At 67.5% G+C, this 25,719-nt stretch carries 24 protein-coding genes; 18 read left to right on the top strand and 6 right to left on the bottom strand.

Going from position 1 to position 25,719, the window contains the following annotated elements; genetic code table 11:
• Window positions 1-66: 66 nt before the first annotated feature.
• Window positions 67-2,130, bottom strand: coding sequence for a 3-hydroxyacyl-CoA dehydrogenase NAD-binding domain-containing protein (locus ACZK1G_RS16620; RefSeq protein ID WP_101765911.1), 2,064 nt, complete (start codon window positions 2,128-2,130; stop codon window positions 67-69).
• Between the two features lie 235 nt (window positions 2,131-2,365).
• Between ACZK1G_RS16620 and rpoE the strand changes: the two genes are divergently transcribed.
• The 9 genes from rpoE (at window position 2,366) to recO (ending at window position 11,029) form a co-directional block, all read left to right on the top strand.
• Window positions 2,366-2,986, top strand: coding sequence for an RNA polymerase sigma factor RpoE (rpoE, locus tag ACZK1G_RS16615; protein WP_014038091.1), 621 nt, complete (start codon window positions 2,366-2,368; stop codon window positions 2,984-2,986).
• Window positions 2,983-3,861: a sigma-E factor negative regulatory protein gene (locus tag ACZK1G_RS16610; RefSeq protein ID WP_014038090.1), complete on the top strand. Its 879-nt coding sequence runs from the start codon at window positions 2,983-2,985 to the stop codon at window positions 3,859-3,861. Before rpoE ends, ACZK1G_RS16610 begins: the two co-directional genes overlap by 4 nt.
• A gap of 73 nt (window positions 3,862-3,934) precedes the next feature.
• Window positions 3,935-5,470, top strand: coding sequence for a DegQ family serine endoprotease (locus ACZK1G_RS16605; RefSeq protein ID WP_101765910.1), 1,536 nt, complete (start codon window positions 3,935-3,937; stop codon window positions 5,468-5,470).
• Between the two features lie 180 nt (window positions 5,471-5,650).
• The gene (lepA, locus tag ACZK1G_RS16600) at window positions 5,651-7,444 is read left to right on the top strand and encodes a translation elongation factor 4 (protein WP_014038088.1); all 1,794 of its coding nucleotides are present in this window, start codon (window positions 5,651-5,653) and stop codon (window positions 7,442-7,444) included.
• 53 nt (window positions 7,445-7,497) lie between these two features.
• Window positions 7,498-8,292 carry a signal peptidase I gene (gene lepB / locus ACZK1G_RS16595; protein ID WP_014038087.1) on the top strand — a complete coding sequence of 265 codons (795 nt, stop codon included), beginning with the start codon at window positions 7,498-7,500 and terminating at the stop codon, window positions 8,290-8,292.
• A gap of 52 nt (window positions 8,293-8,344) precedes the next feature.
• Window positions 8,345-8,728, top strand: a complete 384-nt coding sequence (locus ACZK1G_RS16590) for a DUF4845 domain-containing protein (RefSeq protein WP_014038086.1) — start codon at window positions 8,345-8,347, stop codon at window positions 8,726-8,728.
• A complete protein-coding gene (gene rnc, locus ACZK1G_RS16585) occupies window positions 8,718-9,398 on the top strand; it encodes a ribonuclease III (RefSeq protein WP_046431951.1) in 681 nt (226 codons plus the stop codon). Before ACZK1G_RS16590 ends, rnc begins: the two co-directional genes overlap by 11 nt.
• Window positions 9,395-10,291 (top strand): GTPase Era, encoded by an 897-nt coding sequence (gene era, locus ACZK1G_RS16580; protein ID WP_005410599.1) that lies wholly within the window; start codon window positions 9,395-9,397, stop codon window positions 10,289-10,291. Before rnc ends, era begins: the two co-directional genes overlap by 4 nt.
• A gap of 18 nt (window positions 10,292-10,309) precedes the next feature.
• A complete protein-coding gene (gene recO / locus ACZK1G_RS16575) occupies window positions 10,310-11,029 on the top strand; it encodes a DNA repair protein RecO (protein WP_049447075.1) in 720 nt (239 codons plus the stop codon).
• Between the two features lie 702 nt (window positions 11,030-11,731).
• Here the strand turns inward: recO and ACZK1G_RS16570 are convergent.
• Window positions 11,732-12,460: a response regulator gene (locus ACZK1G_RS16570; RefSeq protein ID WP_014647994.1), complete on the bottom strand. Its 729-nt coding sequence runs from the start codon at window positions 12,458-12,460 to the stop codon at window positions 11,732-11,734.
• A gap of 127 nt (window positions 12,461-12,587) precedes the next feature.
• Between ACZK1G_RS16570 and rlmD the strand changes: the two genes are divergently transcribed.
• From rlmD to ACZK1G_RS16525, 9 genes are all read left to right on the top strand, one after another.
• Entirely contained in the window at window positions 12,588-13,922 is a 1,335-nt protein-coding gene (rlmD, locus tag ACZK1G_RS16565) for a 23S rRNA (uracil(1939)-C(5))-methyltransferase RlmD (RefSeq protein WP_101765909.1), read from the top strand.
• Window positions 13,923-13,955: 33 nt separating this feature from the next.
• On the top strand, window positions 13,956-14,441 hold the full coding sequence (locus tag ACZK1G_RS16560) for a CYTH domain-containing protein (protein ID WP_049447080.1): 486 nt from the start codon (window positions 13,956-13,958) through the stop codon (window positions 14,439-14,441).
• A gap of 114 nt (window positions 14,442-14,555) precedes the next feature.
• Window positions 14,556-15,251, top strand: a complete 696-nt coding sequence (locus ACZK1G_RS16555) for a DsbA family oxidoreductase (protein WP_101765908.1) — start codon at window positions 14,556-14,558, stop codon at window positions 15,249-15,251.
• Window positions 15,252-15,382: 131 nt separating this feature from the next.
• The gene (gene nagZ, locus ACZK1G_RS16550; protein ID WP_049447084.1) at window positions 15,383-16,390 is read left to right on the top strand and encodes a beta-N-acetylhexosaminidase; all 1,008 of its coding nucleotides are present in this window, start codon (window positions 15,383-15,385) and stop codon (window positions 16,388-16,390) included.
• On the top strand, window positions 16,390-16,944 hold the full coding sequence (locus ACZK1G_RS16545; protein WP_014038078.1) for a hypoxanthine-guanine phosphoribosyltransferase: 555 nt from the start codon (window positions 16,390-16,392) through the stop codon (window positions 16,942-16,944). Before nagZ ends, ACZK1G_RS16545 begins: the two co-directional genes overlap by 1 nt.
• A gap of 82 nt (window positions 16,945-17,026) precedes the next feature.
• A complete protein-coding gene (locus ACZK1G_RS16540; protein ID WP_101765907.1) occupies window positions 17,027-17,773 on the top strand; it encodes an S-methyl-5'-thioinosine phosphorylase in 747 nt (248 codons plus the stop codon).
• 88 nt (window positions 17,774-17,861) lie between these two features.
• The gene (locus ACZK1G_RS16535) at window positions 17,862-18,068 is read left to right on the top strand and encodes a cold-shock protein (RefSeq protein ID WP_005410590.1); all 207 of its coding nucleotides are present in this window, start codon (window positions 17,862-17,864) and stop codon (window positions 18,066-18,068) included.
• Window positions 18,069-18,197: 129 nt separating this feature from the next.
• The gene (locus tag ACZK1G_RS16530) at window positions 18,198-19,466 is read left to right on the top strand and encodes an FAD-dependent oxidoreductase (protein WP_101765906.1); all 1,269 of its coding nucleotides are present in this window, start codon (window positions 18,198-18,200) and stop codon (window positions 19,464-19,466) included.
• Between the two features lie 180 nt (window positions 19,467-19,646).
• Entirely contained in the window at window positions 19,647-19,916 is a 270-nt protein-coding gene (locus ACZK1G_RS16525; RefSeq protein WP_014038076.1) for a hypothetical protein, read from the top strand.
• A 1-nt stretch (window position 19,917) separates the two neighbouring features.
• On the opposite strand, the gene pdeM is transcribed toward ACZK1G_RS16525, so the two are convergent.
• The 4 genes from pdeM to ACZK1G_RS16505 are packed head-to-tail and all read right to left on the bottom strand — an operon-like array spanning window position 19,918 to window position 25,610.
• Entirely contained in the window at window positions 19,918-20,562 is a 645-nt protein-coding gene (gene pdeM, locus ACZK1G_RS16520) for a ligase-associated DNA damage response endonuclease PdeM (RefSeq protein WP_101765905.1), read from the bottom strand.
• Window positions 20,552-23,011, bottom strand: a complete 2,460-nt coding sequence (locus tag ACZK1G_RS16515; protein ID WP_101765904.1) for a ligase-associated DNA damage response DEXH box helicase — start codon at window positions 23,009-23,011, stop codon at window positions 20,552-20,554. Before ACZK1G_RS16515 ends, pdeM begins: the two co-directional genes overlap by 11 nt.
• Complete coding sequence (locus tag ACZK1G_RS16510; RefSeq protein WP_049447092.1) at window positions 23,008-24,615, bottom strand: ATP-dependent DNA ligase; 1,608 nt, start codon at window positions 24,613-24,615, stop codon at window positions 23,008-23,010. The genes ACZK1G_RS16515 and ACZK1G_RS16510 overlap by 4 nt, the downstream gene beginning before the upstream one ends.
• Window positions 24,612-25,610, bottom strand: a complete 999-nt coding sequence (locus ACZK1G_RS16505) for a ligase-associated DNA damage response exonuclease (protein WP_197622205.1) — start codon at window positions 25,608-25,610, stop codon at window positions 24,612-24,614. The genes ACZK1G_RS16510 and ACZK1G_RS16505 overlap by 4 nt, the downstream gene beginning before the upstream one ends.
• Window positions 25,611-25,719 lie beyond the last annotated feature (109 nt).

Raw genomic sequence — 25,719 nt, 5'->3', positions numbered from 1 at the left:
CTGGCTCTGGCTTTTGCTTCGGCGGTTGCCTCTGCGGGTGCCGGGCCGCAGGCCCGGCTGATCAACTCACACCGCCGGTTCGCGCAGGGCCGGGTTGTCCCAGCCCGGGCGCGGTGCGAAACGATCGCCGTGGCGCTGCTGCAGGGCCTTCAGCCGCTCGACGATCGCATCGGCACCCACCGCGCGGATGTGCTGGATGGGACCGCCGCGGAACGGTGCAAAACCAGTGCCGAAGATCACACCGGCATCCAGCAGGTCCGCATCCGCCACCACGCCTTCGTGCAGGCAGGCCACCGCTTCGTTCAACAGCGGCAGGATCAGGCGGTCTTCCAGATCGGCCGGGGCCTGGTAGTCGCTGGCCACGTCCGGCTTCTTCGGCTTGCCGTTCTCCCAGGTGTAGATGCCCTGGCCATCCTTCTTGCCACGCTTGTCCGGTTCCACCGTCTGCAGCGCGGCCGGAATCTGCAGGCCCAGGAACGGCGCCAGTTCGCGGCCGACACCGGCGGCCACGTCCAGACCGACGGTGTCGATCAGTTCGATCGGGCCCATCGGCATGCCGAACTTCACGGCGGCCTTGTCGATCACCGGGCCTGGGATGCCTTCGGCGTAGGCAGTGGCGGCTTCCAGCATGTACGGGAACAGCACGCGGTTGACCAGGAAGCCCGGGCTGCCGGCCACCGGCACCGGGAACTTGCCCAGCGCCTTGCAGAACGCGGCCAGGCGGCGCTCGGTCTCCGGCGCCATGCCGTCGTGATGGATGATCTCCACCAACGGCATCTGCGCGACCGGATTGAAGTAGTGCAGGCCGGCGAACTGTGCCGGTCGCTGGATATGGTCGCGCAGTTCCACCAACGGAATCGACGAGGTGTTGGTGGTCAGCAGCGCATCCAGCTTCATCTTCGGTTCGAGCGTCTGGTACAGCGCACGCTTGGCTTCGGGGTTCTCGATGATCGCCTCGATCACCAGGTCGGCCTCGGCCACGCCGTTGCCTTCCAGGTCGGCACGCAGGCGCGCGGCCACGGCAGGGCGCTTGCTCTCGTCGCGCACCTTCTTGGCGAACAGCGCCTGCGCGCGTTCCATGGCCGGGTCGATGAAGCGCTGCTCACGGTCCTGCAGGGTCACTTCGAAGCCCTTGTAGGCGGCCCACGCGGCGATGTCGCCGCCCATCACGCCGGCGCCGACCACGTGCACGTGGCGGATGCCGGACTCACCACCACCGAGGCCCTTCAGGCGCTCGGTCAGGAAGAAGATGCGGATCAGGTTGCGCGCGGTCGGTGTACTGGCCAGCTTCACCACGGCCCGCCGTTCGGCGTCGAGGCGTGCCTGGATCGGCTTGCCGCCGCTGCGCTGCCAGGTGCTGATCAGCGCGTACGGCGCCGGGTACTGGTCCTTCCTGGCCTTGCGGGCGACCTGCTTGACCATCTGCGGTGCCAGCAGCGTGCGTGCCAGCCAGGTGTTGGTGGCCCAGGCCGTCGCGCGCTGCTTGAACGGGCGGGTGGTGCCGGACAGCGCCAGTGCGACGGCAGTGTCGAGCACCACTGCCGGTGCCACCACCTTGTCGACCAGGCCGATGCCACGCGCGGCCGAGGCCGACAGAGTGCGGCCGGTCAGCATCATGTCCATCGCCGCCGGTGCGCCGACCAGCTGCGGCAGGCGGGCGCTGCCACCCCAGCCCGGGAAGATGCCCAGCTGGGTTTCCGGCAGGCCGATGCGGGTGCTGCTGTCATTGGAGGCCACGCGATAGCGGCAGGCCAGGGCAAGCTCGGTGCCGCCGCCCAGGCAGTGGCCGTGGATGGCCGCCACGGTGGGGCAGGGCAGCTCGGCCAGCTTCTGGTAGGTGGCCTGGCCACGACGGATCGCGTCGTTGACGGTGCCGCGACGGTCGAATTCCTGGAACTCCTTCAGATCCGCGCCAGCGATGAAGCCGGCCTTCTTCAGCGACTGGATCACCACTCCCTTGGGCGGGTCCAGCGCGATGCGCTCAAGCAGGTCGCCCAGTTCCAGCAGCACGTCCTGCGACATCGCGTTGACGCTGCTGTCCTGACGATCCAGGGAGAGAACCACCACGCCGTCGTCGCGGATCTCGGGGTGCCAGTGGCTGAAGCGGAGACCATCGAAGCCTGAGAGCATGGACGTTCCATCCGGTTGTGTATGGAGAAGCGGCTATGATCCAGAGGTTGTTTCCCCCGCGTCAAATCCCAATAGCAGGGGAGTGGCGCCCCCGGATCCATGGCCGTGGACCGGGACGCTAACGGAACGGTGGTTAAAAGCTGGTGCGGCGCCAGGTGATCGGCGACTGAACTTTTCCCGGGATTGGCAGTCTCATTGCCCGACGTCGGTTGGGCTGACAGGAGTGCGGCCCCTCATGGCCGATGTTGATACACCTCAGGAGCTGGATCTGGAGCTGGTCCGGCGCGTGCAGCACGGCGAGAGTGCCGCGTTCGATGTCCTGGTGCGCAAGTACCAGCATCGGGTCGTGGCCCTGGTCGGTCGCTACATCGCCGACTGGAGCGAATGTCAGGACGTCGCCCAGGACACTTTCATCCGTGCCTACCGCGCGATCGGAAGTTTCCGTGGCGATGCCCAGTTCTCAACCTGGTTGCATCGAATCGCCGTGAATACCGCCAAAAACTACCTGGCTTCACACAATCGACGGCCGCCGACCGATGACATCGACATCGGCGATGCCGAACAGTTCGACAGCGGTACCCGCCTGCGGGACACCGACACGCCCGAGCGCGAGTTGATGCGCCAGGAGCTGGAACAGACGGTCATGAAGGCCGTCAACGCGCTGCCGGAAGAACTCCGGTCGGCGATCACCCTGCGCGAGGTGGAAGGCCTGAGCTACGAGGATATCGCGCAGAAGATGGGGTGCCCGATCGGCACCGTGCGTTCACGGATCTTCCGGGCGCGCGAGGCGATCGACACCGAACTCCGGCCGCTGTTGGACATCGGCAGCGCCACCCGTGAGAAGAGCCGCGTATGACCAGTAATCCGTTCAACGAATCGCAGAACCATCAATCGCCCGCCGGGCAGCGCCTGGACCAGCGCCATCGCGAGCAGCTGTCGGCCCTGGTCGATGGCGAGCTGGGCGCCGATGAAGCGCGCTTCCTGCTGCGCCGGATGGAGCACGACCCCGAACTGGCCGGCTGCCAGGAGCGCTGGCAGCTGCTGGGCGACGTGATGCGCGGGCAGGCCTCGGCATTGGCACCGGCCGGTTTCAGCGCCGCCGTGGCCGCCGCAGTTGCCGCTGAGCCCGTGCCGCAGGCTGAGCCCCGTCGCCAGGTGCGGCGCAGCGGTTGGCGGGCCTGGGGCGGTGGTGCCGCACTGGCCGCCTCGGTGGCGGCCGTGGCGCTGTTCATGGGCGGCGAGAAGCTGCAGGAAGCCACGCCGGGCGAGCCGCTGGCACCGCAGGTGATCGCCAGCGAGGCCCGGCTGGCGCCGGCACCGACCCAGCCGGCGCCGGTCACCGAGGCATCGGTGGATACCGCGGCAATGGCCGTGGTGGCTGCGCCGGCCGTGGCGATGGCGGCCAGCCGCCGCCAGGATGCCCGCCGCGCCAGTGCCACCCGCAGCCAGCAGGCCGCGCGTGCCGCCCAGCGTGACGATCTTCCGCAGCGTGCCGTGGCATCCACGCAGGCACCATTGACCCCGACCGTGCCGGCCAACGCCAACCGCAACCTGCCGTTTGGTGAGGTCGGTGGGCTGCAGGCCCGGCCATGGCCGCGCTCCAGCCTGGCGCCCGCCGCCGGTGGTGCGCTCAATGCCAGCTTCCCGGCCCATGCCGGTGGTGCCGCGTTCTACCCGTTCGAGCCGCGCCTGCAGGACGACCTGCCGGTGCCGCCGCGCCCGCGCGACTGAGCCGGGCGCCTTCACGCCCCGCCGTCGGCGGGGACCGTATTCCTCTTCCATCCGACCCGGAGGTTGCCGTCCGATGACTCCCCGACTCCGCACGCAGGCCATTGGCCTGCTGGCCCTGACCCTTCCCCTGATGGCCTGCGCGCAGGCGCCGGCGCCTGCCGCGCAGACCCAGCCTGCGCCGGCCGCGGCACCGCGGGCGCCCGCGCAGCCGCTGGTCAGCGGCCTGCCCGACTTCACCAACCTGGTCGAACAGGTTGGCCCGGGCGTGGTCAACGTCGACACCACCATCGTCCGCAACAACCGCCAGGCCTCGCGGGGCCCGATGGGCGGCGACGATGACATGCCGGAGTTCTTCCGCCGCTTCTTCGGCCCTGACTTCCCGATGCCGGGACAGGGGCCGGGCGGGCAGGATGGCGGTCCCAGCATCAAGGGCCGTGGCATGGGTTCGGGCTTCATCATCTCGCCCGATGGCTACGTGCTGACCAACTACCACGTGGTGGCCGATGCCAGTGACGTGAAGGTCAAGCTGGGCGACAGCCGCGAGTTCACCGCCAAGGTGGTGGGCAGCGACCAGCAGTACGACGTGGCCCTGCTGAAGATCGACGGCAAGAACCTGCCGACCGTACGCGTGGGTGACTCCAACACCCTGAAGCCGGGACAGTGGGTTGTCGCGATCGGTTCGCCGTTCGGCCTCGACCACTCGGTCACGGCCGGTATCGTCAGCGCGCTGGGCCGCAGCACCGGCGGTGCCGATCAGCGCTACGTGCCGTTCATCCAGACCGACGTGGCGATCAACCAGGGCAATTCCGGTGGCCCGCTGCTGAACACCCGCGGCGAAGTGGTCGGCATCAACTCGCAGATCTTCTCCGCCTCCGGCGGCTACATGGGCATCAGCTTCGCGATCCCGATCGACCTGGCGATGAGCGCGGTCGAGCAGATCAAGAAGAGCGGCAAGGTCACCCGCGGCCAGCTCGGCGCGGTGGTCGAGCCGATCGATTCGCTGAAGGCGCAGGGCCTGGGCCTGCCGGACAGCCGTGGCGCCCTGGTCAACCAGATCGTGGCAGGCAGTGCGGCCGCCAAGGCCGGAGTGCAGGTGGGCGATGTCATCCGCTCGGTCAACGGCAGCGCGGTCAACAGCTGGTCCGACCTGCCGCCGCTGATCGGTGCGATGGCACCGGGCAGCAAGGTGAACCTGGTGGTGTACCGCGACGGCAAGCCGCATGACCTCAGTGCCACGCTGACCGCCCTGAGTGAAGACGGGCAGGCCAATGCCCGCGGGCCGTCGGCCGGCAGTGCCGAGGCGGCTCCGCAGACCGGCGCCAATGCCCTGCTGGGGCTGGACGTCAGCGATCTGAACGCGGCCCAGCGCAAGCAGTTCGGGCTCAACGGCAACGAAGGCGTGCGCATCACCGGGGTCAAGGGCCAGGCGGCGCGTGATGCCGGCCTGTCGCCGGGCATGGTGATCCTGCAGGTCGGCCGCGTCGCGGTCGGCAGCGTGGATGCCCTGAACCGGGCGCTGTCCAGCTTCAAGAAGGACGACGTGGTGATGCTGCTGGTCCGCACGGCCAATGGCAACAGCGCCTTCGTGGCGGTCAAGGCCGGCCAGTAAGGCCTGCCGGGGTCGCTGCGGCGGCCCCTGCGTCTCCCCCGAAGCCCCGCCCCGGCGGGGCTTCGGTCGTTCAGCGTCCGGCCCGATGAGGCAGTTTTCGCGGCGGGGCGCCGGGCGTGCGATAATCGACCGTTACCCTGACGACGCCGCGCGCCGCCGCCACCTATGTCTTCTGATTCGATGCGGAACATCCGCAACTTCTCCATCATCGCCCATGTCGACCACGGCAAGTCCACGCTGGCCGACCGCATCATCCAGCTCTGCGGTGGCCTGCAGGCCCGCGAGATGGAAGCGCAGGTGCTCGATTCCAACCCGATCGAGCGCGAGCGTGGCATCACGATCAAGGCGCAGTCGGTGTCACTGCCGTACGTGGCCAAGGACGGGCAGACCTACCACCTGAACTTCATCGATACCCCCGGCCACGTCGACTTCTCCTATGAAGTCAGCCGCTCGCTGGCCGCCTGCGAAGGCGCGCTGCTGGTGGTCGACGCGGCCCAGGGCGTGGAAGCGCAGTCGGTGGCCAACTGCTACACCGCGGTGGAGCAGGGCCTGGAAGTGGTGCCGGTGATCAATAAGATCGACCTGCCCACCGCCGATATCGAGCGCGCCAAGGCCGAGATCGAGGCCGTGATCGGCATCGACGCCTCCGACGCCGTGCCGGTCAGCGCCAAGACCGGCCTCAACGTGCAGGACGTGCTGGAAGCGATCGTCCATCGCATCCCGCCGCCGGCACCGCGCGACACCGACAAGCTGCAGGCGCTGATCATCGACTCGTGGTTCGACAACTACCTGGGCGTGGTCTCGCTGGTGCGCGTGATGCAGGGCGAGATCAAGGCCGGTGACAAGCTGCAGGTGATGTCGACCGGCCGCAACCACCAGGTCGACAACGTCGGCGTGTTCACCCCGAAGCGCAAGGTGCTGCCGGCGCTGCGTGCCGGTGAAGTGGGCTGGGTCACCGCCAGCATCAAGGACGTGCACGGTGCGCCGGTCGGCGACACCCTCACCCTGGCCGGCGACCCGGCGCCGAAGCCGCTGCCGGGCTTCCAGGAAATGCAGCCGCGCGTGTTCGCCGGCCTGTTCCCGGTTGATGCCGAAGACTACCCGGACCTGCGCGAAGCGCTGGACAAGCTGCGCCTGAACGATGCCGCGCTGCGTTTCGAGCCGGAAAGCTCCGAAGCGATGGGCTTCGGCTTCCGTTGCGGCTTCCTTGGCATGCTGCACATGGAAATCGTGCAGGAGCGCCTGGAGCGCGAATACAACCTGGACCTGATCAGCACCGCGCCGACGGTGGTGTATGAAGTCCTGAAGACCGATGGCTCGATCATCAACATGGACAACCCGGCCAAGCTGCCGCCGGTGAACCAGGTCGAGGAGATCCGCGAGCCGATCATCCGTGCCAACGTGCTCACCCCCGAGGAGTACATCGGCAACATCATCAAGCTGTGCGAAGAAAAGCGCGGCAGCCAGATCGGCATCAACTACCTGGGCAGCCAGGTGCAGATCAGCTACGAGCTGCCGATGGCCGAAGTGGTGCTGGACTTCTTCGACAAGCTGAAGTCGGTCAGCCGTGGCTATGCCTCGCTGGACTACCACTTCGTGCGCTTCGACGCGGGCCCGTTCGTACGCGTGGACGTGCTGATCAATGGCGACAAGGTCGATGCGCTGTCGCTGATCGTGCACCGCAGCCATGCCGATCGCCGCGGCCGCGAGCTGTGCGAGAAGATGAAGGACCTGATCCCGCGCCAGATGTTCGACGTGGCCATCCAGGCCGCCGTCGGCTCGCAGATCATCGCCCGCACCACGGTCAAGGCCATGCGCAAGAACGTGCTGGCCAAGTGCTATGGTGGCGACGTTTCGCGCAAGAAGAAGCTTCTGGAAAAGCAGAAGGAAGGCAAGAAGCGCATGAAGCAGGTCGGACGCGTGGAGATTCCGCAGGAAGCGTTCCTGGCCGTCCTGCAGATGGACAACAAGTAAGCCCGCACCGGCCCTGCGGGCCGGTCGTCTGGTGACGTTGCAAAGGACCCTGAATGAAACTGTTTGAGATCCTCCTGGTCGTGCTGACCCTGGCCTCGGGCCTGATCCTGCTCGCGGACAAGCTGTATCTCGCCAAGCGTCGCGCCCAGCGCGCGGGCCTGCTCGATTCCGAGCCGGTGCTGGTGGATTATTCGCGTGCGTTCTTCCCGGTGCTGGCGATCGTGCTGATCGTGCGCAGTTTCATCGCCGAGCCGTACAAGATCCCGTCCAGCTCGATGATGCCGAACCTGCTGATCGGCGATTTCATCCTGGTCAACAAGTTCTCCTACGGCCTGCGCCTGCCGATCAGCAACACCAAGATCGTGCCGTTCGGCGAGCCGTCGCGCGGTGACGTGGTGGTGTTCCACTTCCCCGGCCACAGCGACAACGACCCGGCCAAGGGCGAGAACTTCATCAAGCGCGTGATCGGCGTGCCGGGTGACACCGTGGTCTTCGAAGGCGACGGCGTGATCCTCAACGGCGAACCGCTGAAGTACGACAACAAGGGCATCTATGCCGGCCACAAGGGCCAGGGCGAGGGCGCCAACCTGCTGGTCGAGCACCTGCCGGGCCGTACCCACACCGTGCTGGAGACCGACTACCCGCGTGGCCAGGGCCAGTGGACCGTGCCGGCCGGCAAGTACCTGGTGATGGGCGACAACCGTGACAACAGCGACGACGGCCGTTTCTGGGGCCTGCTGCCGGAAGAAAACCTGCGCGGCAAGGCCTTCCTGATCTGGCTGAACTGCCAGGGCTGGTTCTGCAAGGATGGCTTCGAGCCGTCGCGGATCGGCTCGAGCATCAACTGATCGGGCACCAACCGAGTATTTTCACATCCAACGCGTATCTGGGGAGAACGCAATGAAGACGATGAACACGCAGCGTGGCATGACCCTGACCTCGTTCCTGGCGGTCCTGATCGTGGTCGGTTTCTTCCTTTACATCGGCATGAAGCTGTTCCCGATGTACCAGGAGTATTACGCGGTGCGCTCGGCGATGAAGAGCCTGGCCAAGGAGCCTGGGGTGGGCAGCATGGAGCCGGCCCGGATCCAGGATCTGTTCTTCAAGCGCCTGTACATCAACTACTCGGAAAACGTGAAGCCGGCCAACGTGAAGTTCGACCGTCGCGACAATGGCTGGACCCTCAAGGTCAACTACGAAGTGCGCCGTCCGCTGGTCGGCAACCTGGACGTGGTTGGCAAATTCGATTCATCCCAGGACCTGACCCGAAGCGGTGCCGAATAAACCTTTCCAACGTGGTGACCTGATCGGTCATCCCTTCCGCGACCCGGCGCTGCTGAAGCAGGCGCTGACGCATCGCAGTGCCGGTGCGCCACACAACGAGCGCCTGGAATTCCTGGGCGACAGCATCGTCAACATGATGGCGGCCGAGGCGTTGTACCAACGCTGGCCCAAGGCTGACGAAGGCGCGATGACCCGTGCCCGCGCCGAGCTGGTGCGTGAAGGCGCGCTGGCGGTGATCGGGCGCACCCTGGAACTGGGCGATCGACTGATCCTGGGCCCGGGCGAAATGAAGTCCGGCGGCCATCGTCGTGATTCGATCCTGGCCGACGCGGTGGAAGCCGTGGTGGCTGCGATCTACCTGGATGCCGGCTTCGAGGCCTGCCGGGCGGTGGTACTGCCCTGGTTCAGCGCTTCGATCGAGGCACTGCCGGCCTCCGGCCGGCCCGAGAAGGACCCTAAGACCCGCCTGCAGGAATGGCTGCAGGCCCGACAGAAGGCGTTGCCGCAGTATGAACTGGTGTCAGAATCCGGTGACGACCACGCCAAGCACTTCCGGGTACGCTGCAACGTAGCCGACCCGGCCGCCAGCACCGAGGGCGAAGGCGCCTCGCGGCGGCTTGCCGAACAACAGGCGGCTGCGGCCGTCCTAGAACAACTGGATTCCAAGTGAGCGAACAAACTCCCCATCATTGCGGCAGCGTGGCCGTCATCGGCCGCCCGAACGTGGGCAAGTCGACCCTGACCAATGCCCTGGTCGGCGCCAAGGTCAGCATCGTCTCCAACCGCCCGCAGACCACGCGCCATCGCCTGCTGGGCATCGCCACCTATCCGGAAGGCCAGCTGGTGCTGGTCGACACCCCCGGCCTGCACAAGGTGCAGAAGCGGGCGATGAACCGGGTGATGAACCGCGCCGCGCGCGGTTCGCTGGAAGGCGTCGATGCCGGCCTGCTGGTGATCGAAGCCGGTCGCTGGGATGAAGAGGACAGCCTGGCGTTCAATGTGCTGCGTGACGCCGGCATTCCGGTCGTTCTGGTGGTCAACAAGATCGATCGCCTGAAGGAAAAGGGCGCGCTGCTGCCGTTCCTGCAGCAGGTGACCGAAGGCCGGGATTTCGCCGCCGTGCACCCGATCTCCGCGCAGAAGCGCAACGGCCTGGAAGCGCTGGTGCGCGACGTGCTGAAGCTGCTGCCGGAAGCCCCGCCGATGTTCGGCGAGGACGAGATCACCGACCGCAGCCAGCGTTTCCTGGCTGGTGAACTGGTGCGCGAGCAGCTCATGCGCCAGCTCGGCGAGGAACTGCCGTACGCCACCACCGTCGAGATCGAGCGCTTCACCGAGGATGGCAACCTGCTGCGCATCGGTGCGGTGATCTGGGTCGAGCGCGAGGGCCAGAAGGCCATCGTGATCGGCAAGGGCGGCGCCCGCCTGAAGGAGATCGGCGCCAAGTCCCGCCTGCAGATGGAGCGTCTGTTCGGGGCCAAGGTGTTCCTGGAAACCTGGGTGCGCGTGCGTGAAGGCTGGTCCGACGACGAGGCCGCGCTGAAGGCCTTCGGTTACGAGTAACGCGTTGCGGTCGCTTCGATGATGATCGAGGACGACACCGGCTTCGTGCTGCACGCACGGGCCTACCGCGAGACCAGCCTGCTGGTCGAAGTGTTGAGCGCGCAGCATGGCCGTATCGGCCTGCTCGCGCGTGGCGTGTCCACCGCAAAGGGTCAGGTGCTGCGTGCTGCCCTGCAGCCGTTGCAGTGGATCCGCTTCAGTGCCCAGCAGCGGGGTGAACTGGCCCAGCTGCGTGGTGCAGAGGCATTGGATGCGGCGCCACGCCTGGTCGGCCAGGCGATGCTGGCCGGCTTCTACCTGAGTGAACTGACCCTGCGCCTGGCTCCGCGCCAGGACCCGCTGCCGGAACTGTATCTCGCCTATGGCGAGGCACGCGCGCGGCTGGCGGTGGGCGCTGGTCTGGCCTGGACACTGCGCCGTTTTGAACGCGAACTGCTGTCCGCACTGGGGCTGGGCTTCGAGTTGGACAGTGCCAGCGATGGCCAGCCGATCGACCCGGCGGCGCGCTACGAACTGGATCCGCAGGAGGGCGCGCAGCGCCTGCTGAGTGAGCGCGGCGGGGAACGCCGGGCAGCGGCCACTGGCTCGGCGCTGCTGGCTTTGGCGGCAGATGAAGAGCCGGATGCCGCCGACCTGGCCAGCCTGCGCCTGCCGATGCGGCGGGTGCTGGCCCATCACCTGGGGCCGCGCGGCCTGAAGTCCTGGGAAATGCTCGAGCAGCTCGCGCCCAGGCGTTGAGGGGTGTTCGGCAGGGCTTGCAGCCCTGCACCCGCTGAATCAACGTCAACGTCAACTGCAAAAGCTGGCTATCTGTGGGTAGGCGGGGTGGGTCCGGTTGCGGGAGACGCCGTAAACCCCGCTCCGCGGTCCGGCCCAGCCGCTGGCGGCTGTGCGTTCGGGCGCTTGCGAAGCAGTGCTTCGCAAGCAAAGCGCCCTCACCCATGGGGGCTTGGCCGCGGCATCCATGCCGCGGACACTCCTGCAACCGGACCCACCCCGCCTTCGACAGTTTCTCGCGAGCTGTTGGACGTGCCGACGGGGTCAGATCCGTTTTCCGAAGGAAAACGGATCCGACCCCAATTTGGAGTTCGATATCTGACAGAGATTCATCCACGCATGGCGTGGATCTACCAGCCGTCACACGGAATCTGTCGGGGGTGGGGCGGTGTGGGTTGGCAGGACCGTTGGCGCCATGGATGGCGCCATCGAGCCCCCAGGGGTGAGGGCGCTTTGCTTGCGAAGCACTGCTTCGCAAGCGCCCGAACGCACAGCCGCCAGCGGCTGGGCCGGACCGCGGAGCGGGGTTTACGGCGTGTCCTGCCAATCCACACCGCCCCGCCCAACAAGCAGAAAGCCAGAGCCGCTCTGGCTCTGGCCCTTGGTGTTGCCCTGGCTTGAAGCATCTGCAGGTGCAGGGCTGCAAGCCCTGCCGAGCAACCCTCAGTGCAGCAGGGCAGCCACCGCGGCGCGGAATCCATCCTGGGCCTGCCCGGACTCGGGCGCATGATGCAGCTGGCGCACCGCCCGTCCCAACCGTGCCGCCCCCACGAAGCCACAGCTCGCCTGCAACCGGTGCAGCTGACTGCGCAGCTGGCGCTCGTCGTGCTGGTCCACCGCCTGCTCCACCGCATCACGCACGCCCGGCAACTCGGCCAGGAACAGCTCGCGCAGGGCGATCAGGTGGTTGCGCTGGCCATTGAGCGCGGCCAGGGCTGCGGTCTCGTCCCAGTCCTGCACGGCCAGCTCGACCGCGGCCGGGGCCTGTGCCACGAAGATTCCCGCCGGGCTGTTGACCAGCGCACGGCGCACCGCCTTCAGCAGCTGGTCGCGGCCCAGTGGCTTGACCAGGGTGTCGCTGAAACCGGCTTCGCGCAGGCGGGCGTGGATGGAGGTATCGCCGTCGGCGGTATGTGCCAGCGCCGGCGTGTCGGGGTGTGAACGGCGCAGCTCACGCAGCAGCTGCGCGCCATTGCCATCCGGCAGGTTGACGTCGATCAGCCACAGGTCGTGCGCGCCGGGTTCGGCACTGGCCAGGGCGCTGGCCAGCGAATCTGCGGTATCCACATCCGCCGGTAACGTTTCCAACGCCGCCTTGAAAAAACCGCGGCTGATGATGTCGTCCTCGACAAGCAGGAAGCGGGGCCGTGCGGCCCGCGGGGTCATCTGCATCAGGGCTGCCTCCATGTCAGCTGTCCCAATCATCAAGCACGGCGGCCACGGGCGCAAGCGGGTCCGGGCCCCGCCGGTCAGGATCTGCGACAATACGCCCCCATTTTTGCCCGCAGCCTGTTGCCACGTGGCCCGATCCCGCTCCCGCACCGACCGTACCCCATTCCAGACCGAGATCCTCGACCTCAGCCATGATGGTCGCGGTGTCGCCCGCCGTGAAGGCGAGGGCGGCAAGGTCACCTTCGTCAGTGGCGCCCTGCCCGGCGAGGTGGTGATGGCTGAACAGACCGCCCGCAGCCGCCATTTCGACGAGGCGCGCACCGTGGAGGTGCTGCAGGCCTCGCCGCAGCGGGTGAGCCCCAAGTGCCCTCATTTCGGTACCTGCGCCGGTTGCGTGCTGCAGCACCTGGACGAGGACCAGCAGATCGTCGCCAAGCAGCGCGTGCTGATGGACAACCTGGAGCGGATCGGCCATGTGAAGCCGGGCACCGTGCTGGCGCCGCTGGTCGGTGAGAGCTGGGGCTACCGCCGTAAGGGTCGCTTCTCGGTGCGTCGGGTCGAAAAGAAGGACAAGACCCTGGTCGGCTTCCGTGAACAGGATCCGCGCTTCGTCGCCGACCTCAGCCAGTGCCTGACCGTGATCCCCGAGATCGGCACCAAGGTCGAGGCGCTGTCCACCTTCATCGAATCGCTCGATGGCAAGCGTGACATCCCGCAGATCGAATTCATCGCTGGCGACCAGGCCGTGGTCCTGACCGTGCGCCACCTGCAGCCGCTCAGCGATACCGACCGCGCGGCCTGGGCGGCCTTCGGCCAGCAGCATGGCTTCGTGATCTACCTGCAGTCCGGCGGCGTGGACACCGTGCAGCCGCTGGACGGGCAGGGCGTGCCGCTGTCGTTCCGTCTGGCGCCGTGGGATGTCGAGCTGGCGTTCCGCCCGCTGGACTTCATCCAGGTTAATGCCAAGCTCAACGAGAAGATGATCGCCCACGCCCTGGACCTGCTGGAACCGGGTGAGGACGAGCGCGTGCTGGACCTGTTCTGCGGCCTGGGCAACTTCACCCTGCCGCTGGCCCGCCGCGTGCGCGAGGTGGTCGGCGTGGAAGGCGATGCCGGCCTGGTGGCGCGTGCGCGAGAGAACGCCGAGCGCAACGGCCTGGCCAACGCGCAGTTCTTCAGCGCCGACCTGACCCAGGACCAGCGCAGCACCGCGTGGATGCGCCAGGGCTTCGACAAGCTGCTGCTGGACCCGCCGCGCTCGGGCGCGATCGAAGTGCTGCAGCAGCTGCCGCTGAAGCAGTTCAAGCGCATCGTCTACGTCAGCTGCCACCCGGGCTCGCTGGCGCGCGATGCCGGCTACCTGGTCAACGAACAGGGCTTTACCCTGGTCAGCGCCGGTGCCATGGACATGTTCCCGCACACCGCGCACGTGGAAAGCATCGCGGTGTTCGAGAAGCGCTGATCGGCTGTCATGCCCATCGCGCATAATGGCGCGATGGGCATTGAAATCGAACGCAAATTCCTCGTCAGCAGCGATGGCTGGCGTACCGCCGCGCACCGGGTGATCCCGATGGCGCAGGGCTACATCAACGACATGGGCGCGCTCGATCGTGGCACCCAGAACGCGTCGGTGCGCGTGCGCATCGAAGGCGACCACGCCGCGCTGAACCTGAAGTCGCGCACCATCGGCCATACCCGCCAGGAGTTCGATTATCCGATCCCGGTGGACGATGCACGCGCACTGCTGGCGTTGTGCGTGGGGGGCCTGATCGACAAGCGCCGCCATCTGGTCGAACACGCCGGCCTGACCTGGGAAGTGGACGAGTTCCTCGGCGACAACGCCGGCCTGGTGGTGGCCGAAGTCGAGCTGGACAGCGCCGACCAGGCGATCGACCTGCCGGACTGGGTGGGTGCCGAAGTCACCGACGATGCGCGCTACTACAACGTCGCGCTGGCCAGTCACCCCTATTCACAGTGGTGAAGCCCCCAAAAAGGGGACGGAGGGGATTAAGTCGTCTTTACCCCAGCTGTGCTGGAAACGACTTAATCCCCTCCGTCCCCTTTTTTCGAGGGAGGCGGGCCCCATGTGGTGGGGATGAGAATCGACATCTACTCCGACGTGGTCTGCCCCTGGTGCTGGATCGGCAAGCATCGCTTCCAGCAGGGTGTGCAGTTGCTGGGCGCCAACGCGCCTGAACTCGATATCCACTGGCAGCCGTTCCAGCTGGACCCGGACGCGGACGACACTCCGGTGCCGCTGCGCGAGGCCTATGTGCGCAAGTTCGGTGGCGTCGAGCGCACCGAGCAGATCCTCGGCCAGACCCAGACCACCGCGCGGGGCGAGGGCCTGCCGATGGATTTCAGCCAGGGCCAGGTGCGGGTGACCACGCTGCCGGCGCATCGGGTGTTGTGGCTGGCCGGCGAGCACGGCGTGCAGGATGCAGTCGGCGAAGCACTGTTCCGTGCCCACTTCGAGCATGGCCAGAATCTGGCCGATACCGCGGTGCTGGTGAAGGCCGGCGTGGCGGGCGGCCTGGACGGTGGTGAAATCGCGCAGATGCTGGCCTCCGACCGCGGCCTGGCCGAGGTCGAAGCCAAGCTTGCACAGGCCCATGCATTGGGCATTTCCTCGGTGCCGACCTTCGTCATCGATGGGAAGTGGGCCATTTCCGGGGCCCAGCCGCCGGAAGCGTTCGCCCAGGCCCTGCAGCAGATCGCGGCCGAACAGGGCGCCCCGGCCACCCCGGCTGACGGCGACGAGGCCTGCGGCCCGGACGGCTGCAAGGTCTGAGCAGATCGGGGTCAGAGCCCCTGTGGGGATCTGACCCCACACCTCGCTTTTGCCTTGACCACTGCGCCTGTCGGCCGGTTCTGCGACAATGCGGCACTGCGCCATCCGGGCGCGCGTTGTGGAGATCGACCATGCTGCTGATCGGCGTTGCCGGCACCGAACTGACCGCCCAGGAACGTGACTGGCTGCAGCACGATGCCGTGGCCGGGGTGGTGCTGTTCAAGCGCAACTTCGCCTCGCGCCAGCAGGTGACCGATCTGAGCGCGGCGATCCGTGCCGCTGCCCCGCGCCCGCAGTTGATCTGCGTGGACCAGGAAGGCGGTCGCGTGCAGCGCTTCCGCGAAGGCTACAGCGAGCTGCCGCCGCTGCAGGACATCGGTGCACTGTACGCCACCGACCCGCAGCAGGCCCTGGCCCTGGCCGAGCAGCACGCCTGGCTGATGGCCAGCGAAGTGCGCGCCAGCGGCCTGGACCTGAGCTTCGCGCCGGTGGTCGACCTTGGCCGCGGCAACCGCGCCATCGGCAACCGCGCCTTCAGTGAAGACCCGCAGGTGGTAGCCGCGTTCACCGCCGCCTATGTGCGTGGCATGCATGCGGTCGGCATGGCCGCCACGCTCAAGCATTTCCCCGGCCACGGCACCGTGCTGGAAGACACCCACGTCGATACTGCGATCGATCCGCGCGCGCTGGACGAACTGCGCGCGCAGGACCTGGTGCCGTTCCAGGCCGGCATCGCCGCCGGTGCCGATGCAGTGATGATGGCCCACGTGATCTATCCGCAGGTGGCACCGGAGCCGGCCGGCTACTCGCCGCGCTGGATCCAGGACATCCTGCGCGGTGAGCTCGGCTTCCGCGGCGTGGTGTTCTCCGATGACATCGGCATGGCCGCCTCGCACAGCGCCGGTGGCGTGCCGGCACGCGTGCACGCGCACCTGGATGCCGGCTGCGACGTGGTGCTGGTCTGCCACCCGGAACTGGTCGATGAAGCCCTGCACGCGGTGCAGGGACGCTCCCTCAATACTGCTGCGCTGCTCGGCCTGCTGGGCCGCGGCGCGCTCGGCTGGGACGGCCTGCTGGCCGATGCCCGCCATGGCGACACCCAATCCCGTCTGCTTGAAACCCTTGGAAGAACCGTCTGATGCCCAACCTCACCATTTCCCAGGCCCTGGCCCAGGCTGACCTGCTGGTCGACCGCCCCACCATCGACAAGGCCATCGCTGGTATCGCCGACGCCATCGCGCGCGATTACAAGGGCGAGGTGCCGCTGTTCCTGTCGATCATGCATGGTGCGCTGCCGTTCGCCGGCCAGCTGGCGCTGGAACTGGGCGCGCGCGGCCAGGACGTGCAGTTCGATTACCTGCACGCGACCCGCTACCGCGGTGAAACCACCGGCGGCGACCTGGTCTGGAAGCACAAGCCGGCTACCTCGCTGTTCGGCCGCCGCGTGCTGCTGATCGACGACATCCTCGACGAGGGCTACACCCTGCAGGGCGTGCGCACCTGGTGCCTGGAGCAGGGCGCGACCGACGTGCGCATCGCCGCGATGACCGTGAAGAAGCACGACCGCGCATTGCCGGACGTGACCGCCGACTACGCCGGCATCGAGCTGCCGGACCGCTACGTGTTCGGCTTCGGCATGGACGTCAACGAGACCCTGCGCTGCGTGCCGGCCATCTACGCAATGAAGGAATAACGGCGCAGCCGCCCACAGCGCGTCTTCTTCCATCGCCGGCATCCTCGGGTGCCGGCGTTCGTCTTTTCATGGAGTGCTTCGAATGCAACAGATCGCCCTGGCCGTGATCGGCGGTACCGGTGTCTACAACCTGGCCAAGCTTGACGACGTGCAGACCCACGAGGTCGACACCCGCTTCGGCCGCCCGTCCGGCCCGGTGCGCGTGGGCACGCTGCTCGGCCATCGCGTGGCGTTCCTGGCGCGGCATGGCGAGGGGCATTCACTGCCGCCGCACAAGATCAACTACCGTGCCAACCTGGCCGCGCTGCAGCAGCTGGGCGCGCAGCGGGTGCTGGCATTGAACACGGTGGGTGGCATCACCGAAGACTTCGGCCCGCGCGTGCTGGCCTGCCCGGACCAGATCATCGACTACACCTGGGGCCGCATCAGCACGATCTGTGAAGAAGAGGGCACCGACGTGGCCCACGTCGATTTCGGCCATCCCTACACGCCGATGCTGCGCAGCAAGATCCTGGCGGCAGCCAAAGTGACCGGTGTCACGGTCCATGACGGTGGCTGCTATGGCGCAACACAGGGCCCGCGCCTGGAGACCATCGCCGAAATCGCCCGCATGCGCCGTGACGGCTGCGACCTGGTGGGCATGACCGGCATGCCGGAGGCCGCGCTGGCACGCGAGCTGGGGCTGGATTACGCCTGCCTGGCGATCATCGCCAACTGGGCCGCCGGCTGCGGTGATGGCGAGGAGATTACGATGGCCGAAGTGCTGGCCAATGTGCAGGCGGCAAGCAACGGACTTCCGGAACTGGTGGGCGAATTGGCGCGGGGGTGATTGTCTTCCCCGAGCAAGCTTTGCATACTCAGCTTGTGCGCGGGTTCAGCGTACACCACCCATTCATTGCATAAGGTCTCGCATCACCATGCCGAACGGTACCGTCAAGTGGTTCAACGACGCCAAGGGATTTGGCTTCATCTCGCCGGAGGATGGCAGCGCCGACGTGTTCGCGCACTTCTCCGCCATCAACTCCAAGGGCTTCCGCAGCCTGCAGGAAGGCCAGCGTGTCACCTATGACGTGACCCAGGGCCCGAAGGGTGCCCAGGCTTCGAACATCACGCCGGCCGAGTGATCCACTCGACAGTGCGTTGAAAACCCCGCTTCGGCGGGGTTTTTTTTGCGCAGTAGATCCACGCCATGCGTGGATGCCGTGCGCGGCCTCCCTTCTCCATTCGCAACCCACCTCGGGCACAATGCGCCCATGAAGGAACGACTGCGCATCGCCGTGATCGGCTACGGTACTGCTGGCCAGGCATTGGCCATCCTGCTCACCCGTGATGGCCACGAGGTGGAGATCTTCGAACGCGTGCCCACGCCGGGGCCGGTTGGCGCCGGTTTCCTGCTGCAACCCAGCGGCCTGCAGGTGCTGTGGCAGATGGGCCTGCTCGATGCAGTTCGTGCGCATGCCGCGCCGGTGCACCGCCTGTATGGCGATACGCCGTGCGAACGCGCGGTGATGGACATGCGCTACGACGGCCTGGATGCGCGCCTGCACGGCCTCGGCATGCAGCGCGGAGCGTTGTTCTCGTTGCTGGACCAAGCGCGTGCAGGTGCGGGCCAGCTGCATGCCGGCGTCTCCATTGCCGCGGTGGATGCCGAGCAGGGCCGCCTGCGCGACAGCGAAGGGCGCATGCATGGTCCATTCGACCTGGTGGTGGCTGCCGATGGCGCGGCCTCGACGTTGCGCGGCACGATCGAAGGCGGTGCCGGGCTGGATCGCGTGTATCCATGGGGTGCGCTGTGGTGCCTGTTGCCGGCCGAAGACTGGCCGCACCTGCAGGAGCTGCGGCAGCGCTACGTGGCCGCGCGCAAGATGATCGGGCTGCTGCCGGTCGGCACGCGGCCCGGTGACGACACGCCGCGCCTGAGCTTCTTCTGGAGCCTACCACGCGCCGACTTCGAACGTTGGCAGGCGGAGGGCATGACGCCCTGGCTGGACGAACTGCACACCCTGTGGCCGCAGGCCAGTGCACGCTTCGCGCATCTGCGTGACGCTGGCCAGCTCGCGCGCGCGGTCTACCGCGACGCTGTGATGACGCGTTGGCATTGCGGCCGCATGGTGCTGGCCGGCGATGCCGCACATGCGATGAGCCCGCAGCTGGGGCAGGGCGTGAACATGGCGCTGCTCGATGCGTTGGCGCTGCGCGATGCCATGCGCGCGCATGGCGGTGGTGCCGCTGCATTGCAGGCCTACCAGGCGCAACGCAGGGCCCACGTTGCGGTCTACCAGCGCTGGAGCCGTTGGCTCACGCCGCTGTTCCAGTCCGACCGCGATGCCTGGGCGAAGGCGCGCGACGTACTGCTCGGCCCGATGGGGCGCCTGCCGGGTGGGCGTGGCCACATGCTGCGCGTGCTCAGCGGTACCCAGCATGGCTGGTTCGGTTCGCTTGTGCTGGATCCGGCCTTCATCGATGCGCTGGCCACTGCGGCCGAACCGCCTCGCGCACACGTGGCTGCGGCAACGGCGTGAAGTACGCCGTCACGTGAATTAACGGTTGCCTCACCGCGGATATGCGAGAAGTAGGTTGCACGCGATTGCGCGTCGCCCGTTTTCCTTTCCGTGATCAATATCGCGCGTGGCCCGGGAGGCGCTGCCGTTGCGGCCTGTTGCGGCCCGGACGTGCCGCCTGTCGTTGAAGAGGAGGACGCCATGTTGTTCGCGGTCGAGGAGCTGGAATCGGAAATCTGCAAGCTGCGCGGACTGTTGCAGATGTTGCACGAGGACCAGCCCGACGTACTGGAGGATGTGTTCGAGTTCCATGTCGGCAGCCTGATCAGTCATGCGCCAGCGGAGCACCACGCACGCATCCGCACCTGCGCGCAGGAAATGCTGGCGGCGGTCCAGGCATTGCCGCGACGACGTGAAGATGACACGCCTGAGTTCCAGTTGATGCCGCAGCTGGGCGTTCGTCCGGCTTGATTCAAGCCACCGGCAGTTCCACCAGGCCGTTTTCCACGCAGGCGACCATCTGTTCGCCACCGTTGGGAACAGGCACGAGTCCGGCGGTGAACGCGGAAAAGGCCGGCAGCACCGTCATCCTGTCACGCAGCCAGAATGCGGGGAAGCGCCTTCGCAATGGCGTCAAGGCGACCTGCGGATGCAGATGTCCGGCGATCACATGCAGGTCTGCATCGGGTATCGGCTCATGGCGGAGCAGGAACGGCTGCAGCCGTACTTCGTCGTGGATCTGTACCTGCAGCTGGGCATGCGGCAGCTGCAGGTCATGATTTCCGCGCAGGACATGCACGTCCAGTGCGATGTTGCGTTCGCGCCAGCCGAGCCATTGCTGGTACCAGCAGGCGGCGCGATGCGCCGGCCCATGCAGGATGTCGCCCAGGATCCACAGCTCGCGGCAGGCATGCCTGTCCAGCAGACCCTGCAGGCGGTGCAGGTCTTCGCCGGTGCCGCCGGCGGGCAGCGCGATGCCGGCGCGGCGGAATACATCGGCTTTGCCCAGGTGCAGGTCGGCGATCAACAACGCCTGCCGCGCGGGCCAGTAAAGTGCACGCGCGCCAAGCAGAATCAGCGATTCGCCCGCGCGCAGCAGCGGCAGTTCATCGGCCATGGCGACGCTCCAGCTGCAGGGCCGCGCGTTGCACGCGGGTACGCCAGTCCTCGTTGCTGAACTGCCCACGCAGGCGTTCGGCCCACAACGGGAAGCCCAGTGGCGTGAGTGACGATGGACGCTGCATCGAGAGAATCCGTGTGCCGATCCTTGCCAGTACCTGCTGTAGTCCGGCCAGATCGAGGCTGTCGTGCAGCACCTCGCGTTCGGCCAGCGCCAGCAGAAGATGGTCAGGATCGTGCTCGCGCAGTACGTCGAAGAGCAGGCCTGCCGAGGCCTGCAACTGGCGCAGTGATCGCGGCATGCCGCCGGGCAGGCTGGGCACCAGCAGGCCCGCTACGCGTGCGATGCCACGGAACTGGCGCCGCGCCAGCTCGCCCAGGTTCACTGCGGCACGCAGGTCGTCCAGCAGCTGATCGGTGGTGAACAGCGCCCTCCATTCCGCCGCATCCAGATCAATCGCCTGCGCCGGTGCCAGCACCAGGCCATGATCGTTCACTGCGTAGCCGATGCTGTTGCGCTGCCGGCGGGTACAGCGCAGTGCCAGCAAGGCGGCCAGCGCCTCGTGCACGTGACGGCCGGCAAAAGGGTAGACGAACAGGAACTGGCCTTCGCGGCGCCGCACCTCTTCGACCAGCAGATGCTCTGGGCCGGGAAGCGCCGACAACTGCTGCTGCAGTGCCAGCAAGGGGGACAACCAGCGTGATTCGGCACTGTCGTCGGCGCCGGACAGGACCCACTCCAGCTCGCGGCCGAGCGGCATCGACAGCGGCAACTGGCCTCCCTGCCAGCGTGGCACCACACCATCACCGCGCCCTCGTGCCAGCCGCACGAAGGCGGTCATGTCGCGTAGTTGCACCAGCTCCAGCAGGCGCCCGGCGAACTGGAAGCGATCGCCACGGCGCAGGCGGCTGGCGAACTGTTCTTCTACGGCGCCCAGGCTGCCGCCGCGCAGGAACTGCACGCGCACGCTGCCATCGCTGCTGATGGTGCCGATCGACAGCCGATGACGCAGCGCCTGGCGACGGTCGTGCATGCGGTACCGGCCATCGGCATCACGCACGACCTTGTGGAAATCGGGGTACTGGGCCAGCGCCTGGCCGCCCTGCACGATGAACGTGAGCACGGCCTGCCATTGATCGTCGCCGAGAGACGCGAAGGCATGGGTACGCCGTACCTGCGCCAGCAGCGCGGCGCTGTCGAAGCCGCCCGCCAGCGCGCGGCTGACCGCATGCTGGGCCAGCACATCCAGCGGCAGCGTCGGCGGCCTGCGTGCTTCGACCACGCCTTCGGCCAACGCACGGCGTACCGAGGCGTATTCGGCCAGCTCCAGTGCATGGCTGGGCACGCACAGGATGGAACCGCTGGCGCCCGGGCGGTGACGTGCACGTCCAGCGCGTTGGCGCAGGCGGGCCACGCCCTTCGGGCTGCCCAGCTGCAGTACCTGCTCAACCTCTGGGAAGTCCACGCCGAGGTCGAGGCTGGAGGTGGCAACCACGCAGCGCAGCGTGCCCGCGCGCAGTCCGTCTTCCACCTGTTGGCGCAGCGCCGGATCCAGCGAGCCGTGGTGCAGCGCAAGCGTGCCCTGGTCTTCCGGCCAGACCGCGGCAAGCGCCTGATGCCATAGTTCTGCCTGCGCACGGGTGTTGGTGAACAGCAGGCTGCTGCGCGCCCGCATCAACGCATCCAGCACGCGCGGCAGCTGCGCCAGTCCCAGGTGCCCCGCCCAGGGGAAACGTTCGCCAGGGTCCGGCAGCAGGCTGCGCACGCTGATCGCGCGCGGGCGCACGCCCTGCACGATCGCCGCGTCGGGCTGTCCGGGCAGCAGCACGTCGCGCGCCTCATCCAGATTGCCCAGCGTGGCCGACAGCCCCCACAGCTGCACTGCAGGCGCGGCATCGCGTAGCACGGCCAGATTCAACTGCAGCAGCACACCGCGCTTGTTTCCCAGCAGCTCATGCCATTCGTCCACCACCACGCAGCGCAGCTGGCGCATGCGCGGCAACGTATCCGCATAGCTCAGCAGCAGCGCCAGTGATTCCGGCGTGGTGACCAGTACGTCGATGCGGCCCTCGCGCGCCTGCCGTCGTTCGCGGTTGCTGGCGTCACCACTGCGCAGGCCGACACGCCATCCAAGCCCGAGCCCATCGACCACGGCCTGCAGTGCGCGCGCGGTGTCGCTGGCCAATGCGCGCAAGGGCGTCACCCACAGCACCTGCAGCGGGCGTACCGCACTGGCGCGGCGGGGCGAAGGCGGAGGGTCGATCATGGCCTGCAGCAGCGGTCCCCCGAACATCGCCAGTGTCTTGCCGCTGCCCGTGGGGGTGTGCAGCAACCCGGATCCGCCGGCGAGATAGCGCCGCCACATCGCGCGCTGGAACGGTAACGAGCGCCAGCCTTTCGACGCGAACCAGTCTTCCAGCCGGCGTAGTGCCTGGCTGCGGTTCATCGCGCCAGCGCCTGCAGGGTAGCCAGCTGATCGGCCTCGCTGGCCGGCTTGTCGTGGCGCCAGCGCAGGATGCGTGGAAAGCGTACGGCGATACCGGACTTGTGCCGGCTGCTGCGGTTGACCGCCTCGAAGCCCAGTTCAAAGACATGTTCGGCGCGGACGCTGCGCACCGGGCCGAAGCGCTCGCGGGTGTTGGCGCGGATCCAGCGATCGAGCGCGAGGATTTCCTTGTCATCCAGGCCCGAATAGGCCTTGGCTACCGGTACCAGCGTGTCGCCGTCCCAGACGCCGAAGGTGTAGTCGGTATACAGCGTGCTGCGCCGCCCATGGCCGGCCTGCGCGTACAGGAGTACCGCATCGATGGTGAGCGGATCGACCTTCCATTTCCACCAGTCACCGCGGCGTCGCCCGGCCTGGTAGGGCGAGGCACGACGTTTCAGCATCAGCCCTTCCACGCCGCGGTCGCGTGCCATGTCACGCATCGCTGCCGCCTGCGGCCAGTCTTCGGCGGCAACGCCGGGTGAGAGCTGGATCCGTGCATCACCCAGGGCACCGACGATGTCGGCAAGCCGTGCACGCCGTTCCCGCAACGGCAGCTCACGCAGGTCCGCGCCATCGTGTTCCAGCAGGTCATAGGCGAGCACGCGCACCGGCGTGTTGCGCAGGGTGGCCGCACCGGGCTTGCGGCGCTGGATGCGGGTCTGGAGCGCGGTGAAGGCACGCGGCAGGTCCGTGGCTTCGTCCCAGGCCAGCAGCTCTCCGTCCAGCACGCAGCCATCGGGAAGCGCCATCGCCGCCTGTTCGATTTCGGGGAAGCGGCCATCCAGCCGCTCTTCGCCGCGCGACCACAATGCGACCTCGCCGCGCCGGCGCAGCAGCTGCAGGCGGATGCCATCCCACTTCCATTCCAGCAGCCACTCTTCGACAGGGCCGAGGCGTTCGGCAGGGTCGCCTTCCAGGGGGGAGGCGAGGAAGAACGGGTAGGGTTGCTGCCGGTCCAGTGGTAGTTCATCCGGCGACAGCAGCTGGCCCAGCAGTCCGGGCGAGGGCACCCACTCGCCCAGCATGCGCTGGGCGATGCGCGCGATGTCCAGGCCGGACCACTCCGCCAGTGCCTGCTGCACCAGCCGCTGCGAGACGCCAACGCGCAGGGCGCCGGTCAGCAGCTTGTTGAACACCAGGCGTTCGCTGTTGTACAGCTGCTGCCAGCCCGCGACGACCGCCGCGCGGCGCACTGCTTCGGGCTGGTTGGCCACCGCCAGCAGATGCTGTTCGATCCATTCGGCCAATGGGCGGTCGGGCGAAGGCTGCGGTGGATCATCCAGCAGCAGGGTCAGTGTCTCGGCGAGGTCACCGACCTGCGCATAGCTGTCTTCCACCAGCCATGGCGGCAAGCCGGATTCTTCAGCAATCCAGGCGCGCAGTTCGCCGCTGGCGGCGATCTTGCGGCGTGCGCCGCCCACCTTGCCACCGCTGAGCAGGTACAGCGCCCACGCCGCATCATGCGCGCCTGCCTGGCGGAAGTAATCGATCAGCGCTGCGCGCTTGTCCAGCGTGGCGGTGCTGCGATCCAGCCGCTGGTAGAGCGCCGCGAAGGCCTTCATTCCCCGCTCCCGAAATCGGTACGGAAGGCTTCAGCCGCTACGCCGCGCTCGCGCAGGAAGGGAATCAACGCATCGGTATTGCCATGGGTGGCGATCACCCGCTGCGCGCCGGTCTGTTCGATGGTCTGCAGCAGTGCGGGCCAATCGGCGTGATCGGAAATGACGAAACCGCGATCGACGTTGCGGCGCCGCCGGTTGCCGCGCAGCTGCATCCAACCGGATGCAAAGCCCAGCTGGTGGCGACCGAAGCGGCGCATCCACGGTGTGCCGGCGGCCGAGGGCGGGGCGAGGATCAACTGGCCGGCGGCATCCGGCTGGCGACCCTGCTCGGCCACCGCCAGCGTCTCCAGCATTGGTACGTTGGCCTGCCGGTACACCTCCACACCATTGGCGATGGCACCGTGCAGCCAGGCCGGGCGGTCCTCCAGCGGCAGCAGTTCGGCCAGCACCCGTTGCGCCTTGCCCAGTGCATAGCACAGCAGGATGGCAGCTTCGCCGCGCTGTTCGCATTCGCGGCGCCACGCCACGATCTCCGCAGCGACGGCGGGCGTGTCCGGCCATCGGTAGATCGGCAGGGCGAAGGTGGCCTCGGTGATGAAGGTATCGCAGGACACCACTTCGAATGGCGCACAGGTTGGGTCAGCTTGGCGCTTGTAGTCGCCGGACGCCACCCAGACCTGCCGCCCGTCGTCGATGCGCACCTGCGAAGACCCCAGCACATGGCCGGCGGGATGCAGCGACACCTGCACCTGGCCCAGGCGGAACGGTACGCCCTCGGCATGCGCCTGCACCGGCACATCGCCCAGGCGCCAGCGCAGGATCGGCAGGCTGCCGTCACTGCAGTGGTATTCACCCATGCCGGGGCGTGCGTGATCGCCGTGGCCATGGGTGATGACCGCGCGCGCTACCGGTCGCCAGGGATCGATGTGGAAATCACCGGCGGCGCAGTACAGCCCTTCCGGGCGCAGGACCACCAGATCGTCGTTGACTGCCATTCGGTCACTGTGGCCGGCCGCTCGTGCACAGGGTGAGAATCGGCCTGAACACGGGCTTGGCAGGCGATGCGGCACAATCGAACCGCACACCTCTTGCCGCCAGGACGGA

The sequence above is a fragment of the Stenotrophomonas sp. 109824_Sma genome, assembly GCF_056480025.1.
This window is presented reverse-complemented; position numbering and strand designations above follow the sequence as displayed.